Genomic DNA, 16,483 nt, shown 5'->3' with positions numbered 1-16,483 from the left:
AGTTCAGGCGGCCGCGGTCGGCGTCGGAACAAAATCAGGCGTGTCGGTGCTCGCATAGTCGAACGTGACCTCGCCCCATGTATCGAGTGCTGCTCGCAGCGGCGTGCAGTGCTTGGCGGCGTCGGCGAGAATCGCCGGTCCTTCGCGCCAGATGTCACGACCTTCGTTTCGCGCCAGCACCACCGCTTCGAGCGCGACCCGATTCGCAGTGGCGCCAGCGGCGATGCCCATCGGATGCCCGATCGTTCCGCCGCCGAACTGAAGCACTGTGTCGTCGCCGAGATAGGTCAGCAGCTGATGCATCTGCCCGGCGTGAATGCCCCCCGACGCAACCGGCATGACACCCGGCAGTCCTGCCCAGTCCTGCTCGAAGAAGATGCCGCGCTGAAGATCCTGCGGGTTGAGCGGCTCGCGCAGGACGTTATAGAAACCTTGCACCGTGTTCGGATCGCCTTCGAGCTTGCCGACGATGGTGCCCGCGTGCAGATGATCCACCCCGGCAAGCCGCATCCACTTGGAGATGACACGGAATGAAATGCCGTGATTCTTCTGGCGCGTGTACGTGCTGTGACCGGCGCGATGCAAGTGCAAGATCATGTCGTTCTTGCGCGCCCACCGCGCCATCGATTGAATGGCCGTGTAGCCGATCACGAGGTCGATCATCACGATCACCGAGCCCAATTGCTTCGCGAACTCGGCGCGCTCGTACATGTCTTCCATGGTCGCGGCAGTAACGTTGAGGTAGTGGCCCTTCACTTCGCCGCTAGCGGCCTGCGCACGATTCACCGCTTCCATGCAATTGAGGAAACGATCGCGCCAGTGCATGAACGGCTGCGAGTTGATGTTCTCGTCGTCCTTGGTGAAATCGAGGCCGCCTTGCAGCGCCTCGTACACCACGCGCCCGTAGTTCTTGCCGGACAGACCAAGCTTGGGCTTCACGGTTGCGCCGAGCAGCGGCCGGCCGAACTTATCGAGTCGTTCGCGCTCGACGATGGTGCCCGTGGCGGGACCGGAGAATGTCTTCACATAGGCCGCCGGCAGACGCATGTCTTCGAGGCGTAGCGCCTTGAGCGGCTTGAAGCCGAACACGTTGCCGATGATGGATGCAGTGAGATTCGCGACCGAGCCCGGCTCGAACAAGTCCAGGTCGTAGGCGATATACGCGAAGTACTGCCCCGGCGACGTGGGCACTGGCTCGACCTTGTAAGCCTTGGCGCGATAGCGATCGCAGGCAGTGAGCCGATCGGTCCAAACCACCGTCCAGGTAGCTGTTGACGACTCACCGGCGACGGCGGCGGCAGCTTCGCTCGGCTCGACCCCCTCCTGTGGCGTGATTCGGAACAGCGCCAGCACATCGGTTTCCTTGGGCCGATAGCCGCTGTCCCAGTAACCCATCTGCGCATACTTCAACACGCCTGCGCGGTAGCGCTCGGCTGCCGGATTCGATGCAGTGCGATCCCCGATTCTTTTCATGGCCATCGTGCCTCGTTGATGCCGCCAACCTGTGGGGCACAATGTGGCCGGACCGAGCCTATTAGGTCCAATTCGAAATAGTTGACCGCAGGATAAGAAGCTCTTATGTAGTTAACGGGACCCGAGGCTGGAGTCACCATGCGGAACATCACCTTGAGGCAGATGCGGGTGTTCGCGGCAGTGGCGCGCTACCGCTCTTTCACCAAAGCTGCGCGTGAGCTGCACCTCACGCAGCCCGCGATTTCACAACAGATCAAGCTGCTCGAAATCGAGGTGGGCCTGCCCTTGCTCGAGCACGTCGGACGGCAGATTCATCTCACGGCAGCCGGCGATGAGTTGTTGCGTTATGCCTCGCAAGTCACCGAGCTGCTGCGTGAGGCAGGCGAATCGCTCGCCGCGATGCGCGGTTTGAAACGCGGCGTGCTGAAACTCGGCGCTGTGAGCACAGCAAAATATTTCGCGCCATCGCTGCTCTCCGCCTTCGCACCCGCGTATCCGGAAGTCACGATTCATTTCACGGTGGGCAATCGTGAAGAGATCATCCAGCAGCTCGCGGCGAACGAGACGGACCTGGTCATCATGGGCCGGCCACCTCGCGAGCTCATCACCATCGCCGAGCCGTTTGCGAAACATCCACTGGTCGTCATCGCTTCACCCAATCATCCGCTCGCGGGCAAGCGCCGCATTCCGTTGGAACGATTGGGCAGCGAGAGTTTCATCATCCGCGAGGAAGGCTCCGGAACGCGCGCGTCGATGGAGCATGTGTTCGCACAGCGTGGCGTGCCGATCCGCGCTTTCATGGAAGTGAGCAGCAACGAAACCATCAAGCAAGCCGTCATGGCCGGCATGGGCATCGGCTTCATCTCCATCCACACCGTCGGCCTGGAGCTCGCCGCCGGCAAGCTGACCATGCTGAACGTGACCGGACTGCCGCTGATCCGCGACTGGTTCGTGATCCATATGCGGGACAAGCGCCTGTCCCCGATTGCGGTCGCGTTCCGCAGCTTCCTGCTCGAAAGAGGCGCGGCCATCATTCACAAGACCGCCGAAGAAAGCAGATCTATTCTGCGGGCCGCATCCGCCTAGCGTTAGTGCGGCGCGCATTCGCGGTGCCCTGCTCGTATACAAGCACCGTCCCGGGGCAGCGTCCCCGCCTGCCCGCACGCACGCCATCAGCAACAAACATTTCATCCAACTAAAGATAGAACAAACGAATATTGCTGCTGTGCCGTTGCCTGCAAGCGGCCGCTCTGCAGGTTGGCCAGCTTGTTGCAACAACCAGCCATTCGATGCTGAACCGACAACCAAGGGAGATTACGGCGTTTGAGATCCTGATCGATCCAATGCTGCGGTAGGCCGCCTCAGTGCGGAGTGGCCTGTCGTGTCGGCACGATGCCGGCGTTTTCGTGGTTTGAATGCAGAACATACAAACACACGGGAGACGACCATGGACAAGCACTCGGTTTCGTTACGACTGGCCATTCTCGGCGCGCTGGGGACCGCTGGCGCCTCGATATCACAACCCGCACCGGCCGCGCCGGCCGGCGAGAGCGTCGAAGAAGTCACAGTGGTTGGCTCCCGCCGCGCCAATGCCGTGGACACAGTCGCTCCTGTCGATGTGATTTCCGCGGGCCAGTTCGAGAGCGTCGGCGCTCCGGACATGGACAACATGCTGCGCAGCCTGGTGCCCTCCTACAACGTCGCACAACAGCCCATCAACGACGAATCGACGCTGGTGAGGCCGGCAAACTTGCGCGGCTTGCCACCCGACAACACGCTCGTGCTGGTCAACGGCAAACGCCGGCATCGCGGCGGAGTGATCACATTCCTCGGCGACGGCATTTCCGATGGCGCACAGGGGCCGGACGTCGGCCCCATCCCAACGATCGCGCTGAAGGCAGTGCAGGTGCTACGTGATGGCGCGGCCGCTCAGTACGGTTCGGATGCGATCGCCGGCGTTATCAACTTTCAACTCAAAGACTCGGTCGAAGGCGCCGCATTCGAAGCCCGATATGGGCAGTACTTCGCAGGCGACGGAGCCACATCACAGCTGGCGGCGAACATGGGCTTGCCGCTCGGCGCGACCGGCTTCGCCAACCTCAGCTTCGAGTTCAGCGATTCGGATCCCACATCGCGCAGCGCCCAACGCGCCGATGCCCAGGCGCTGATCGACGCGGGCAATGCCGCGGTCCTGACTCCAGCGCAAGTGTGGGGTCAGCCACGGATCAAGGACTCCATGAAATTCTTCGCCAACACCGGCTATGAGTTCACGGCAAACCTGGAAGGCTATTTCTTCGGCAACTACGCAACACGCGAGGTCGACGGCGGCTTTTTCTATCGCAATCCAAACAACCGCGCCGCGGTGTATTCCAACGATGGCGGCGAATCCCTGCTGGTCGCGGATCTGAATCCGGGCAACGCCATCTCCTGCCCAATCGTTGCGATTACCGACAACGCGCCCGATCCAGCCGCCCTTGCATCGATCTCGTCCGGCGGCACGTTGGATTCGGAATGTTTCGTGTTCAACGAGATGTTCCCGGGCGGGTTCACGCCACGGTTCGGCGGCAAGATCATCGATCAGTCGGCGGTCGCCGGCGTGCGCGGCAATTTTGCCAATGGCCTGCGTTATGACGTGAGCGCGGCATATGGCGGCAGCGAGGTCGAGTTCCTCATCTACAACACGGTCAACGCCTCGCTCGGCCCGAACACACCGACTAGTTTCAGGCCCGGCGTGAATCATCAGACCGACACCAATTTCAACGTCGATCTGGCCTACCCGCTGGCGATCTCTGCGCTGGCTTCGCCACTCAACGTCGCCTTTGGCTTCGAATGGCGCGAGGAGCAATTCGAAGTTGAGCGCGGTCAGCTCGAGTCGTACCAGATCGGCCCGCTGGCAGCCCAAGGCTTCAGCTCCGGCTCGAACGGCTTCAGCGGCTATGGTCCGCAGTCCGAAGGTGTGTTCGCGCGCGAAAACATCGCGCTCTATCTCGACCTCGAGGCTGATGTCACCGATAAGCTGATCTTCGGGACGGCGGTGCGCTGGGAAGATTTCGACGACTTCGGCACGACGACGAATTTCAAAGTGGCGGCGCGTTACGAGCTCACAGATACGTTCGCGGTGCGCTCGACCGTCAGCACCGGCTTTCGCGCTCCCACGCCGGGACAAGCAAACATCGTCCGCACGATTACGCAGATGGTGAACGGCCAATTGACTGAAACCGGTGTGCTGCCGCCGACCAATCCGATCGCCAGCGCGTTGGCCAGTATCGCTTCCGACGGCGAATTCTCCGCCGCGCCGCTCAAGCCCGAGGAGTCCTTCAACTGGACCCTTGGCACGACGTTCGATCTGGGTCCGCTCGGCGTCACGCTCGACTATTTCAACATCACGCTGGAGGACCGCATCGCCCTGAGCAGCCTGATCGACATCGACCGCACCGATCCGGACCAACTCGCCATCCTGAATCAGTTGAGCGCGAGCGGCGTGCCGGGCGCGTCGACGCTGACGGCGTTTCAATTCTTCACCAACGACTTCGAGACCGAAACGCAGGGCATTGACCTGGTCGCGACCTTGCCTTTCGAGTTCGCCGGCGGTCAGTCGAGCCTGATCCTGGCGCTCAACTGGACCGAGACCCAACTAAAGGAGATCACCGCCTTGGCCGACGCGACCCGCAAGATACAACTGGAAGATCAGCTGCCGGGCTATCGCGCGATCCTCACCGGCTCTCACGCCATGGGGCCTTGGAGCTTCATGGCTCGCACCAGCTATTACGACTCGTACATCGTCGCGCTGGATATCGGCGCGGACGCCAGCGGCGAATTCGATGGCAAGTACGGCGGCGAACTGCTGGTGGACATGGAAGTGAGCTACCGCATCACCGACGGCTACCGGCTCACCGTGGGCGCACAAGACATTTTCGACAACATGCCCGATCAATTCCCCAATCCCGAGCTCAACAGCGGCGCCATCTATCCCACCGGCTCGCCGATGGGCTTCAACGGCGGCTTCTGGTACGCGCGACTCAACATCGATTTCTGAATCGCGCTGAGTAAAGAACTGGGGCGGCGTGCCTCGGCACGCCGCGTCTGGCTGTCGAGGGAAAAGACGCATGAACACACCGCTCTCACGACGCACGTTCCTACACCTGGTCGGCGCATTCGGCGGCTCGACAGCAGTGTATCGCGCAGCTGTCGGAATGGGATTGCTGCCGCCGGGCACACACACTGCTCGACCCGACATCGCTCCGCTGCGCACTGGGGATCGAAAGTCGGTATTGATTCTCGGCGCCGGCATTTCCGGGCTCGCCGCTGCCTACGAGTTGAGCCGCAGAGGTTATGACGTGCAGGTGATCGAAGCGTCGCACCGAGCCGGCGGCCGCAATCTCACTTTGCGGGGCGGCGATCTGGTCGACGAGGCAGAGTACCCGCAAACCTGCGAGTTCGATCGCGATCCGGATCTGTACTTCAATGCCGGGCCCGCGCGCATACCAGGGCACCACGCGTCATTGCTCCAGTACTGCAAGGAGCTGGGCATATCGCTCGCGCCCTTCATCAACGAGAACCGCAACGCCTGGGTGCAGGACGACGCGATGTTCGGCGGCCGCCCGGTGCGTAACCGCGAATACATCGCCGACTCGCGCGGCTTCGTCGCCGAGCTGCTCGCAAAAACCGTGCGCCCCGACAGTTTCGGGGCGAACTTCGACCAGCGCGACTACCAGCAGCTGCTCGAGTATCTGCGCCAGTTCGGCGAGCTCGACAGCCGCTTCAAATACGTCAGCTCCTCGCGGGCAGGCTACGCCACGCACGACTACACGAGTCCGCCTGCTTTCAAACAACCATTGAACGCCAGCGAGCTGCTGCGCTCCGGCTTCGTTTATCTCATGAGCTTCAGCGAGTTGGATGACCAATCCGCGATGATGATGGAACCGGTCGGCGGCATGGATCGCATCATCACTGCGTTCATGGCTAAGGTCGGTCGCCTGGTGAAGCTGAGCTCGCCGGTAGAGTCCATCCGCCTGGGCGCTGCGGGCGTCGACGTGCGTTATCGTCATGCCGGCGATGTCGTCCATGCTCATGCAGATTTCTGCCTCACGTGCATACCCATGCACCTGCTGGGTCGTATCGAGCATAACTTTCCCAAGGAGTACGCCGCTGCGCTCACCGCTGTACCCCATGGCAAGCTGTTCAAGATCGGGCTGCAGATGAAACAACGATTCTGGGAGAACGAAGGCATCTACGGAGGCATCTCCTGGACCCTGCAGGACATCATGCAGTTGTGGTATCCGGCGCACGGCATCCACCGGCAGAAGGGAGTGATGCTCGGGGCATACACTTTCAGCGATGAGGTGGCCGAAAGGTTCGCGCGATTGCCGCCGGCGCAGCGAGCCGCGCTGGCGATCCAGCAAGGCGAGAAGATCCACCCCGGCTATGGACGCTACGTCGAGAGCAGCATCAGCATCGCCTGGCATCGCATGAATCACCTGTTCGGCTGCCCGGTGCAATGGAGCGAGCCGCTGCAGTCCCAATGCTTCAAGACATTGCAGGCGCCGGCCGGCAACCATTACCTCATCGGCGACCAGATGAGCTATCACCCGGGCTGGCAGGAAGGTGCGCTACATTCCGCATTCCACGCAATCGCGGATATCGATGAGCGAGTCCGCGCGGGCGCCCTCTGATCTCGACAACAAGGAATCATGATGAACCGACTGCTCTGTTCGACGGCCGCGTCACTCTGCCTCCTCGCCAGCAGTGCAAACTCCGCTGAAGTGGTGCGGCATCCACTGCTCGGAGGCTCGAAGTTTCCGATCGCGCGAGCGGTCGAGGTCCCCGCGGGCGCGACCATTTTCTTTCACAGCGGCACCACTCCCGCGCCTGCCGATCCGAAAGCGCGTGCGGGCACCGCGGCCTATTGGGGCGACACCAGGACTCAGGCTCTGAGCACGTTCGCGAAGATCAAAGAATCGCTCGATCAGCTCGGCCTGGGCTTTGGCGACGTGGTCGCGATGACGGTCTACCTGGTCGGCGATCCCGCCAAGGGCGGCCGCATGGATTTCGACGGCTTCATGGCCGCCTACTCGCAATTCTTTGGCACGGCCGAGCAACCGAATCTGCCGGCACGCTCGACCGTGCAAGTCGCCGGCCTGGTCCAGCCCGGCATGATGGTGGAGGTCGAAGTGCACCTGGTAAAACGCGGCAAATGAAGCCCGGTCCGGCGCGTCACTGCGCCCCCGGCGCTCGGCATGCTCCGATTTGCATCTCCCGTAATTACTCATACAATTAAAAAGAGCGTCGGGGCGGTAACCATTTCGCTGGCAACCGCTCTTTGACTGCGACAGCACAGGGGGATGAACGAAGTGTCGACAGGAATCAATCGTCGCGAATTGCTCGCGGCCGCAGGTGCGTTCGGTGTGCTCTCTCAGAGCACCTCTTCGAGCGCCGCTCCTGCATCGAAGAGTAGCGCTCCCCTGCTCGCTCCCACGCCGCCCATGGGCTGGAATAGCTGGAATTCCTTTGCGACGACCATCACCGAGGAACAGGCGATCGCGAACGCCGAGATCATGGCGCGCGAGCTGAAGCCGTTCGGTTACGACATCTTCACCATCGACATCCAGTGGTACGAAGGCGCCGCCAAGGGCTACGACTACAACACCAAGCCCATTCCGACGATGGATGAGCACGCGCGACTGCTGCCCGCGCCGAATCGATTCCCTTCGAGTGTAAAAGGTGCAGGGTTCAAACCGATCGCTGACAAGGTGCACGCCCTCGGATTGAAGTTCGGCGTGCACCTCATGCGCGGCATTCCCCGCCTCGCGGTGGAACGCAATCTGCCCATCCTCGGCGGCAAGTGGCAAGCGCGAGACATCGCGAACACAGCCAGCATTTGCCCCTGGAACCCGGACATGTACGGCGTCGACATGAGCAAGCCCGGCGCGCAGGAGTACTACAACAGCGTGTTCGCGCTGCTCGCCTCTTGGGACATCGACTTCGTGAAGATGGACGACATGAGCCGACCCTACGATGCGAACGCGCCGGAAATCGAAGCCGCGCAGCGGGCCATCCAAGCCAGCGGCCGGCCGATGATTCTGAGCCTGTCACCCGGCGAAACGCCGCTTGCGAGCGGCGAGCATGTACGCCAATTCGCGCAGATGTGGCGCATCAGCGATGACTTCTGGGATGAGTGGCCACAATTGAAAGCGCAGTTCACGCGACTGGAAAACTGGTCGATGTTTCGACAGCCCGGGCGCTGGCCGGACGCGGACATGCTGCCGCTGGGCCGACTGCAGATGGGCAAGCGCGATTGTCGCTTCACACCGGACGAGCAACGCACCTTGATGACGTTGTGGTCCATCGCGCGCTCGCCGTTGATCATGGGCGGCGATCTGCGACACCTCGATCCCGCGACGCTCGCGTTGTTGACCAACCGCGAAGTGCTTGCGGTGAACCAGGCGAGCCGCGACAACAAGCCAGCCGCGCTCATCGAAGAAGTCCGCACATGGACGGCCCGCGCCGAGCAAGGCGAGATGCGCTATCTCGCGATGTTCAATATCAGCGACAAGGCCGACACCAAGCCCGTCCACTTCGATCTCTCGCGCCTGGGATTGAAATCCGTGAAGGTTCGAGATCTCTGGGCCCAGCGTGACATCGGCGCGGTTCGTGAACGCGTGTCCGCCACGCTCGCCCCTCACGCCTGCCTGCTTTACGGCCTCACTCCCGTGTAGCTCAAAAAAGTGCGACGGCGCGGTAACCGATTTCGCGGCGAACGCTCTTAAGACTGCAACACGGTTACGACTTCACGGGCGACATCCGAAAGAACCATGTCAGCCGAGGCTGCTCGCGCATTGATTACCGGCTTGGTTGCCAGCCACGGCGTAAAACTGCGCCGCTTCCTGCTGCTACGAGTGCGCAATGCCGCCGACGTGCCGGACATGTTGCAGGAGGTATACCTCCGGATGTTGCGCGTGTCGAACGTGGAGTCGATCCGATCGCCGGAGGCTTATCTGTTCACGGTCGCGCAACATGTCGTTCAACAACACTCGCTGCGACAATCGGCGGCGCCGCCGTCGATCGAGCTGACCGAGATGTTGAATTCCGCACGCGCCGTGCCGGACGTAGATCCGGTGCTCGACCTCGACGCGCAACAATGTCTCGAGCAATTGCAGTCCGAGCTGGATCGACTGTCACCGAAGCTGCGCGCCACGTTCCTGCTCCATCGTCGAGATGGTCTGTCGCTCGATGAAATCGCCGAGCGGCTCGGCACCTCGCTGCCGATGGTGAAAAAGAACCTCATGCAAGCCCTGGTGCAATTGCGCCAGCGGCTGGAGCGAGGTTGAGCCATGCCGCGCATTTCATCCGCCAGGCTCAATGCGCAGATCTACTCCGAAGCTTCGGAGTGGTTCGTGAACTGTCGCAGCGGCGCGCTCGACGACGCCACGCGCCGCAAGTTCGACGCCTGGTTGCGTCAGTCGCCACAACATTTGAGCGCCTACCTGGAGCTCGCCGCGATCTGGGACGAAGGTGCCGCGCTGGATGCAGAACGTCGCTGGGACACCGACACGCTCATCGCAGAGGCGCTCTCAGATCAGAGCAATGTCACCCAGTTGATCACCCCGTCCACCGTGCGAGCCCCCGCCACGATTTCTCACGCACGGTGGGCGGCGGTGGTCGCCTGTATCGCCATCGGCCTGGCCGCGTTCGTCTGGGTCTATATGTTTCGCGAGCCCATCTACATCACGCAGATCGGCGAGCAGCGCTCCATCACCTTGCCGGATGGCTCGACGATGGAGCTCAACTCGCGCTCGAAAGTGCGCGTTCGCTATTCCGAACAGGAGCGCGCGCTGGAACTGCTGGAAGGCCAGGCGTTGTTCCGCGTGGCCAAGAACCCGTCCCGACCTTTCATCGTCACCAGCGACGGCACACGAGTGCGCGCGGTGGGAACGCAGTTCGATGTGAACAAGAAACGTGAGGGCACGGTCGTGACAGTCGTCGAAGGTCGAGTTTCCGTGCTGACGGATGTGTCCGACGCCCGCGTCGATGCCATCGCCGTCAACGTGACCGAATCGATGCCGCAGCTCCCGCAGGAGAGCGGCGCAGGCGCCGGAATTCTGCTCGCCGCGGGCGAACAAATGTCGGTCAGCGACAACGCCGCGGAAAAGATTCAACAACCCGATGTGGCGCGCGCCATCGCCTGGACGCAGAAACAACTGGTGTTCAAGGCCGCGACGCTGACCGAGGTCGCCGAGGAGTTCAATCGGTACAACCAGCGGCAGCTCATCGTGCAGGACCCGGAGCTCTACGAGTTTCACATCAGCGGCGTGTTCGCGTCGACCGATCCGGGCGCGCTGCTGCAATTCCTGCGCGAGCGCGCCGGCGTGCACGTCGTGGAGAGCGACAGCGCGATCTATCTGACGAAGCAACGGTAACGAGAGCCCGTCGCACCTCAGACGACGGCTCGAACGATGGATTGAGAACGAGCTTCGCCGCGAGCGGGGCTGGGGGATGTCATGCGAGTAAGCGTAGCGGCTGTTTGCCTGGCGCTGATGGGATTGTCCAGCACCGCGGAATCCCAAGCCGCTGTCAGGAAACAAACGGATATTCCGTCCCAGGGCCTGGGACTGGCGCTGCAGAGCCTGGCGAAGGAGCGCAGCTTTCAGCTCGTGTATGTCTCCGAGGAAGTCGACGCGCTGAATACTCAGGGCGCCGTCGGTGAGTTCACGCCCGAAGAAGCGCTCGCGAAGCTGCTCGCCGGCACCGGTCTCACCTTCAAATATCTCAACGAACACACCGTCACGATTTTGCCGGTCGCGACCTCGGCGCCCGAGCGCGAGCGGCCCATCAACGCAGAGTCCGGAGATCAACGCGTGCCACGCATCAGCAGACCTTGGATAGTCAAGAACGTTCGTCTGGCTTCAGCGGCATCGGCCGTCATGTTCGGTGTGGCGGGTGGGCCCGCCGCCGCGCAGTCTGCGGCCGCGCCACAGGATCTGGAAGAAGTCGTCGTCACGGGCATTCGCAGCAGCTTGCGCCAGGCGATGGAGATCAAGCGCGACTCGGATCAGATCGTCGACTCGATCGCCTCGGAAAGCCTGGGCAAATTTCCGGACACCAACATCGCCGAGTCCTTGCAGCGAATTACCGGCGTGTCCATCGATCGCAGCGGCGGCGAAGGTCAAGGCGTCACGGTGCGCGGCTTCGGACCGGAGTTCAACACGGTGCTGCTCAACGGTCGTCGGCTTGCGTCCGACACCGGCGCGCGCTCATTCAACTTCGATGTGCTGCCCGCCGAACTGATCTCCCGCGTCGATGTTTACAAGAGCGCGACAGCCTTGCTTCAGGAAGGCGGCATCGGTTCCGCGATCCTGCTGCACACTCCCCGCCCGTTGGAGCTCGGCGACTTCAAGAGCATTCTGTCCGCCAAGGCGCTGTACGAAGATCTCTCGGAGAACACCACGCCCGAAGTGTTCGGCATGATCAGCGACACGTTCGCCGACGGACGCATCGGTCTGCTCGCCTCCGCTTCCTATCAAAAGCGCGAGAACCGCTCGGAGCGCATCCTCACCGACGGCTACCTCACCGCGCCTCGCGACAGCATGACGCTGATCGCCGATGACCTCGCCGCGCAGGGCTATTCGGCCGACGATCAATTCTTCATTCCGCAGAATCTCAACGTCAGCCCGGTCGATGAGGATCGCGAGCGAATCAACGTCAACGCCACCTTCCAGTACCAGATCACGGACAAAGTGCGCCTGACCGTCGATGGCATGTACGACAAGTTCAACGTGTTCACCGAAGCGAACTCGCTGGGCTTCTTCGTCACGCCGTCCATCATCACCAACGCGCAGTTCGACGAGCATCGAACGGCAACGAGCATCACGCAGACCATCGATGCCGCAGTCGACTACACCCGTTCCGAGCGTGACCGCCCCACTGACATCTATGCTGGCGGCTTGAATCTCGAGTGGGACGTGAGCGACAGCGTCAATCTGTCGCTCGACTCGTCGTGGTCTCGCGCCAAATCAGGCGGCGCCGAAGGGACCAACGTTGCCGTCGTCGGCTTCCGCAAGGATATTTACACGCTCTCCTACGCGCCCAATGGCATCCCGTCGGTCACCGGCGTGCCCTCGGCGGATTACGTCGACCCAAGCCTGCCGGTGGCGCACTTCAATCTGCGCGGCACCGGCGGCGGCCCACTCGGCGGCGGCGCCGATCTCGAAGATGAAATCTACGAGCATCGCATCGAAGCGCAATGGCAGCCGGAGAGCGATGTGCTGAGACGCGTCACCGTTGGCGGCTACTACTCATCAGAGAAACAGAGCCGCGACACCCGCCTCTCGGACAACAACATCCTTTGCATGTACTGCGGCTACTTCGTGGGCATCCCCGACAATTTGATGCGGCCCTTCAGCGTCGGCTCCGGCTACCTCGGTGGCCGCGTATCCGTGCCTTCGACCTGGCAGGCTTTCGATATCGACCGCCTGCTCGCCTATCTCGAGTCGCCCGAAGCGGCCAGCGCGCGCGACGCTGCCCAAGGGTTGGCGCCTGGCAGCACGTTGGCCGAGCTCGCGGCGAGCAATGGCTTCGAGATTCATCAACGGCCGGACTCTTCGCGAGTCGAAGAAGAGGTCGCGGCACTGTATGCCGATGCGAGCTTCGAGGGCTCGCTCGCTCAGATGCCCTGGAATCTCACAGTCGGCGGTCGCTACGTGCGCACCGAGACGACGGCATTCGGTATCTCGCAGGCGCTGCAGGATCTGGTGAACAGCGGCGATCCCACGCTGTACACGACGATCCTCGGCGATGCCGTCACCGTGAACCAGACGAACAAGTACAACGACTTTCTGCCCAGCTTGAGCTTCCGCTTGAATGTCGCCGACGACGTGGTGCTGCGATTTGCTGCCTCGAAGACGCTGACCCGTCCGCCGTTGGGCGCTTTGTCGCCTCGCCTCGTCATCGGCACGACTCGCCCGGGCAACTTGCAGGCATCGAGCGGCAATCCGGACCTGAAGCCGTTCAAGTCCAAGAACGCGGATCTCTCGGCCGAGTGGTACTACCAGGACAACGGCTTCATCACCGTGGGCGTGTTCTACAAGGAAGTCGAGAACTTCCTGGTGAACACCGTCGAGAATCGCGCGCTGCCGATCGCCGACTCGGACAATCTGTTCGCGGGCGATCCGGTGTTCGAAGTCAGCCTGCTCGACAATCTGGAGAGCGCCACGGTCAAGGGCGTCGAGATCGGCGCCCAGCACAGCTTCGACTACTTGCCCGGCTTCTGGCAGGGCTTCGGCCTGGGCGCGAACGCGACGCTGGTCGAGAGCGGCGCCGAGCTCAACGTCGACGATGTGTCACAAACCTTCGCCCTCGAAGGCTTGGGCGACTCTTATAACGTCGTCGGCTTTTACGAGAACGGTCCGCTGGAAGTGCGCGTTGCGTGGAACCGCCGTGAGCGATTCCTGCGAACTGCAGTCGGCTTCGGCGGCGAGCCGACCTTCGTCGAGCCCTATCAACAGATCGACGCGCGCGCCAGTTTCGCAATCTCCGATCACCTCTCGGTGTTCGCGGAAGGCGTGAATCTGGGCAACGAAATCCAGCATCGCGTCGGTCGCTACGACAACCAGATCCTGCTGCTGGAGGAAACCGGACGCCGCTACACCATCGGCGTCCGCGCTGAATTCTGACGTCGCTGTAAGCTGAGGCCTCGGCGGGCGCTGACGCGCCCGCCTTTGTTTGCAATGTCGTTCGATTTGCTGGACGCTATCGACAGCGGGAGCACGAACGATGACCACCAAGCGCCGACGTATCGTCTGGCTGATTCTACTTGTGCCGCTGTATGCGGCCTGCTCGGTGACCTACCTCGGCCAGTCCGGCCGCTTGAGCAACAACGATTGGCGGACCGCGAGCCGCGAGCCCGTCGGCCTCGCGCCCGATCCGGTCAAGACACCCGAAGCGGTCGTGCAGGTGTACGCGGCACGCACCATCAACTGGAAAGGATACTTCGGCGTGCACACCTGGATCGCCGTGAAACGCAGCGGCGCGCCGGAATTCACAGTGCACGAAGTCATCGGCTATCGATTGCGGCGGGATGGAACGACGGTCGTCTCACGCGTGCGGCCGCCCGACGGTCGCTGGTTCGGCGCCGAGCCGGACTTGCTCAAAGATGTGCGCGGCGCCGGCGTCGATGCACTGATCGATCGCATCGAGACGGCGGTGCAGAACTATCCATACAACGATGTATATCGAATCTGGCCCGGCCCGAACTCGAACACGTTCACGGCGTTCGTTCTTCGCGACGTGCCTGAGCTGCGCGTAGATTTGCCGCCCACCGCGATCGGCAAGGATTATCTCGGCCTCAGCCCTGTTGCTCTCACGCCGAGCGGCACCGGCGGTCAGGTGAACGTCTTCGGCATCGCCGGCGTTGCCGCCGGCTGGGAAGAAGGCGTCGAGCTGAATCTGCTGGGACTGACTTTCGGCCTCGATCCGGCGAGCTTGTCGATCAAACTACCGCTGCTCGGCCGCATCGGGCCGGACGATCATGAGCCGGTGATCATCGAATAACGCTGCCGCCGTCGGGCCGCGAGCCAGGCTCCGGCGACGATGCCGGTCACAGCCATCCCATAGTGAACCAGCCACACTGCGTAGTGCCATGGCAGTCGAACCTGTTGCCACGACAGTGTGATGAGAAAAACGCTGGCAACGAACACGGCTATCGCAAGCGCCGGGTGTCGAGCGTTCACACGAGCCACCAGCCAGCCGCTCGCGACGAAGAAAGCGAACCTCAACAGCGCACCGAGCAGCCAGACGAGAAAGTAACCTTCGCCTCGATCGACGCCGGCATGCCTCAAGAACCAGTACATGTCGCCGATGTGAGCGATCAGCACTGCATTTAATTCCCGCCAGAGCAGGATGGCGCACCAGCCCGCGACCACGGCGACGATCAGCGAGCGACCGCTGTCGCGCACCGCGTCCGCTATATCAGCACTGACGGCGGCGAGCGCCTGGCGCCAATACCACCACTTCGACTTGCCTTCCTGGTGCAACTCCAGCAGGTCGCCGATCAACGATTCGGCGTGTCGGCCGCGCAGACATCGTTGTAACAACCAGGTCGCAATCCGCAGCGGTGGTCGAGAAGTCATGCCGAGTCACTCCTGAGCTGCGGAATGCCATTCCAGAGGCTTTGCAGCGAGCGCTGCGTCTCCCTCACCTGTTTCAATCCTTTGGCAGTCAACTCGAAATAAGTCTTCGCGCGCCCGCCTCTCGCAGCGGTGGCTTCACCGGTTTCGGAGCGCACCAGGGCGTCTTCCTCGAGTCGGCCCAACGTCGAATAAACAACGCCGATCGCCAGCTCTCTGCCGGTGCGCTTGTTGATTTCCTCGGCAATCGGCACGCCGTACGCCTCTCGCCCGAGGCGCAGGATCGCCAGCATCACCATCAATTCGGTCTGACTCAGATGTTGCCGCTTCATTTATTCCAAAATAGTGAATAAATGAGCGAACGTCAACTCGAGGCGCAGCTCGGCTATTTTGCGAACAGTTGTCCGATATCCTTGAACGCCTTGAATTCCAGCGCGTTCCCGCACGGGTCGAGCAGGAACATGGTGGCCTGTTCGCCGGTTTGGCCTGGAAAGCGGATGTGAGGCTCGATCACGAATTCGATGCCGAAGGATTGCAGACGTGCGGCGAGCGCTTGCCATCGATCCCAGTCGAGCACGACGCCGAAGTGCGGCACGGGCACATCGTGGCCGTCCACGGGATTGGTGTGAGCGCGCTCCTGCGACGCCGTCTTCGGGTGTTCGTGAATCACCAGTTGATGACCGAAGAAATCGAAGTCCACCCACTGCGCGCTCGAGCGCCCTTCCGCCAGCCCGAACACTTCACCGTAGAAGCGGCGCGCAGCGGGCAGATCATGAACGGGGATGGCAAGGTGAAAAGGCGCCAGGCTCATCGTGTGTCATCACGGCTCGAGGAAATTCATCCTAGCCGGCGATTACGACAGCAGACAAGAAAAATTCGTTATGCTCGGC

At 62.0% G+C, this 16,483-nt stretch carries 13 protein-coding genes; 9 read left to right on the top strand and 4 right to left on the bottom strand.

Translation table 11 applies throughout. From position 1 onward, the window contains the following. Positions 1-3: 3 nt before the first annotated feature. A complete protein-coding gene (locus tag EK373_RS24180; RefSeq protein ID WP_129646771.1) occupies positions 4-1,473 on the bottom strand; it encodes a form I ribulose bisphosphate carboxylase large subunit in 1,470 nt (489 codons plus the stop codon). A 138-nt stretch (positions 1,474-1,611) separates the two neighbouring features. On the opposite strand from EK373_RS24180, the gene EK373_RS24175 reads away from it, so the two are divergent. From EK373_RS24175 to EK373_RS24135, 9 genes are all read left to right on the top strand, one after another. Then, complete coding sequence (locus tag EK373_RS24175; RefSeq protein WP_129646769.1) at positions 1,612-2,559, top strand: LysR family transcriptional regulator; 948 nt, start codon at positions 1,612-1,614, stop codon at positions 2,557-2,559. Between the two features lie 361 nt (positions 2,560-2,920). Then, positions 2,921-5,509 carry a TonB-dependent receptor plug domain-containing protein gene (locus EK373_RS24170; RefSeq protein ID WP_129646767.1) on the top strand — a complete coding sequence of 863 codons (2,589 nt, stop codon included), beginning with the start codon at positions 2,921-2,923 and terminating at the stop codon, positions 5,507-5,509. Between the two features lie 70 nt (positions 5,510-5,579). After that, positions 5,580-7,145 (top strand): flavin monoamine oxidase family protein, encoded by a 1,566-nt coding sequence (locus tag EK373_RS24165; protein ID WP_129646765.1) that lies wholly within the window; start codon positions 5,580-5,582, stop codon positions 7,143-7,145. A 21-nt stretch (positions 7,146-7,166) separates the two neighbouring features. After that, positions 7,167-7,670, top strand: coding sequence for a RidA family protein (locus tag EK373_RS24160; protein ID WP_129646763.1), 504 nt, complete (start codon positions 7,167-7,169; stop codon positions 7,668-7,670). 144 nt (positions 7,671-7,814) lie between these two features. Then, the gene (locus tag EK373_RS24155; RefSeq protein WP_198683603.1) at positions 7,815-9,188 is read left to right on the top strand and encodes a glycoside hydrolase family 27 protein; all 1,374 of its coding nucleotides are present in this window, start codon (positions 7,815-7,817) and stop codon (positions 9,186-9,188) included. Between the two features lie 96 nt (positions 9,189-9,284). Next, positions 9,285-9,800, top strand: a complete 516-nt coding sequence (locus EK373_RS24150; protein ID WP_129646761.1) for an RNA polymerase sigma factor — start codon at positions 9,285-9,287, stop codon at positions 9,798-9,800. 3 nt (positions 9,801-9,803) lie between these two features. Continuing rightward, complete coding sequence (locus EK373_RS24145; RefSeq protein ID WP_129646759.1) at positions 9,804-10,889, top strand: FecR family protein; 1,086 nt, start codon at positions 9,804-9,806, stop codon at positions 10,887-10,889. A gap of 81 nt (positions 10,890-10,970) precedes the next feature. Next, the gene (locus tag EK373_RS24140; RefSeq protein WP_129646757.1) at positions 10,971-14,141 is read left to right on the top strand and encodes a TonB-dependent receptor; all 3,171 of its coding nucleotides are present in this window, start codon (positions 10,971-10,973) and stop codon (positions 14,139-14,141) included. A gap of 100 nt (positions 14,142-14,241) precedes the next feature. Beyond that, the gene (locus EK373_RS24135) at positions 14,242-15,018 is read left to right on the top strand and encodes a DUF3750 domain-containing protein (protein ID WP_129646755.1); all 777 of its coding nucleotides are present in this window, start codon (positions 14,242-14,244) and stop codon (positions 15,016-15,018) included. Here EK373_RS24135 and EK373_RS24130 read toward each other — a convergent pair. From EK373_RS24130 to EK373_RS24120, 3 genes are read right to left on the bottom strand one after another with little or no spacing between them, the layout of a single operon-like run. Next, complete coding sequence (locus EK373_RS24130) at positions 14,994-15,596, bottom strand: hypothetical protein (protein ID WP_129646753.1); 603 nt, start codon at positions 15,594-15,596, stop codon at positions 14,994-14,996. The two genes, EK373_RS24135 and EK373_RS24130, sit on opposite strands and share 25 nt — an antisense overlap. Beyond that, on the bottom strand, positions 15,593-15,925 hold the full coding sequence (locus tag EK373_RS24125) for a PadR family transcriptional regulator (RefSeq protein WP_129646751.1): 333 nt from the start codon (positions 15,923-15,925) through the stop codon (positions 15,593-15,595). Before EK373_RS24125 ends, EK373_RS24130 begins: the two co-directional genes overlap by 4 nt. A gap of 53 nt (positions 15,926-15,978) precedes the next feature. Then, complete coding sequence (locus tag EK373_RS24120) at positions 15,979-16,404, bottom strand: VOC family protein (RefSeq protein WP_129646749.1); 426 nt, start codon at positions 16,402-16,404, stop codon at positions 15,979-15,981. Positions 16,405-16,483 lie beyond the last annotated feature (79 nt).

The sequence above is a fragment of the Peristeroidobacter agariperforans genome, from assembly GCF_004138335.1.
In the GTDB taxonomy this organism is placed as follows: domain Bacteria; phylum Pseudomonadota; class Gammaproteobacteria; order Steroidobacterales; family Steroidobacteraceae; genus Steroidobacter; species Steroidobacter agariperforans.
The sequence above is the reverse complement of the archived record's forward strand: the minus strand, read 5'-3'. Positions and strand labels throughout refer to the sequence as shown.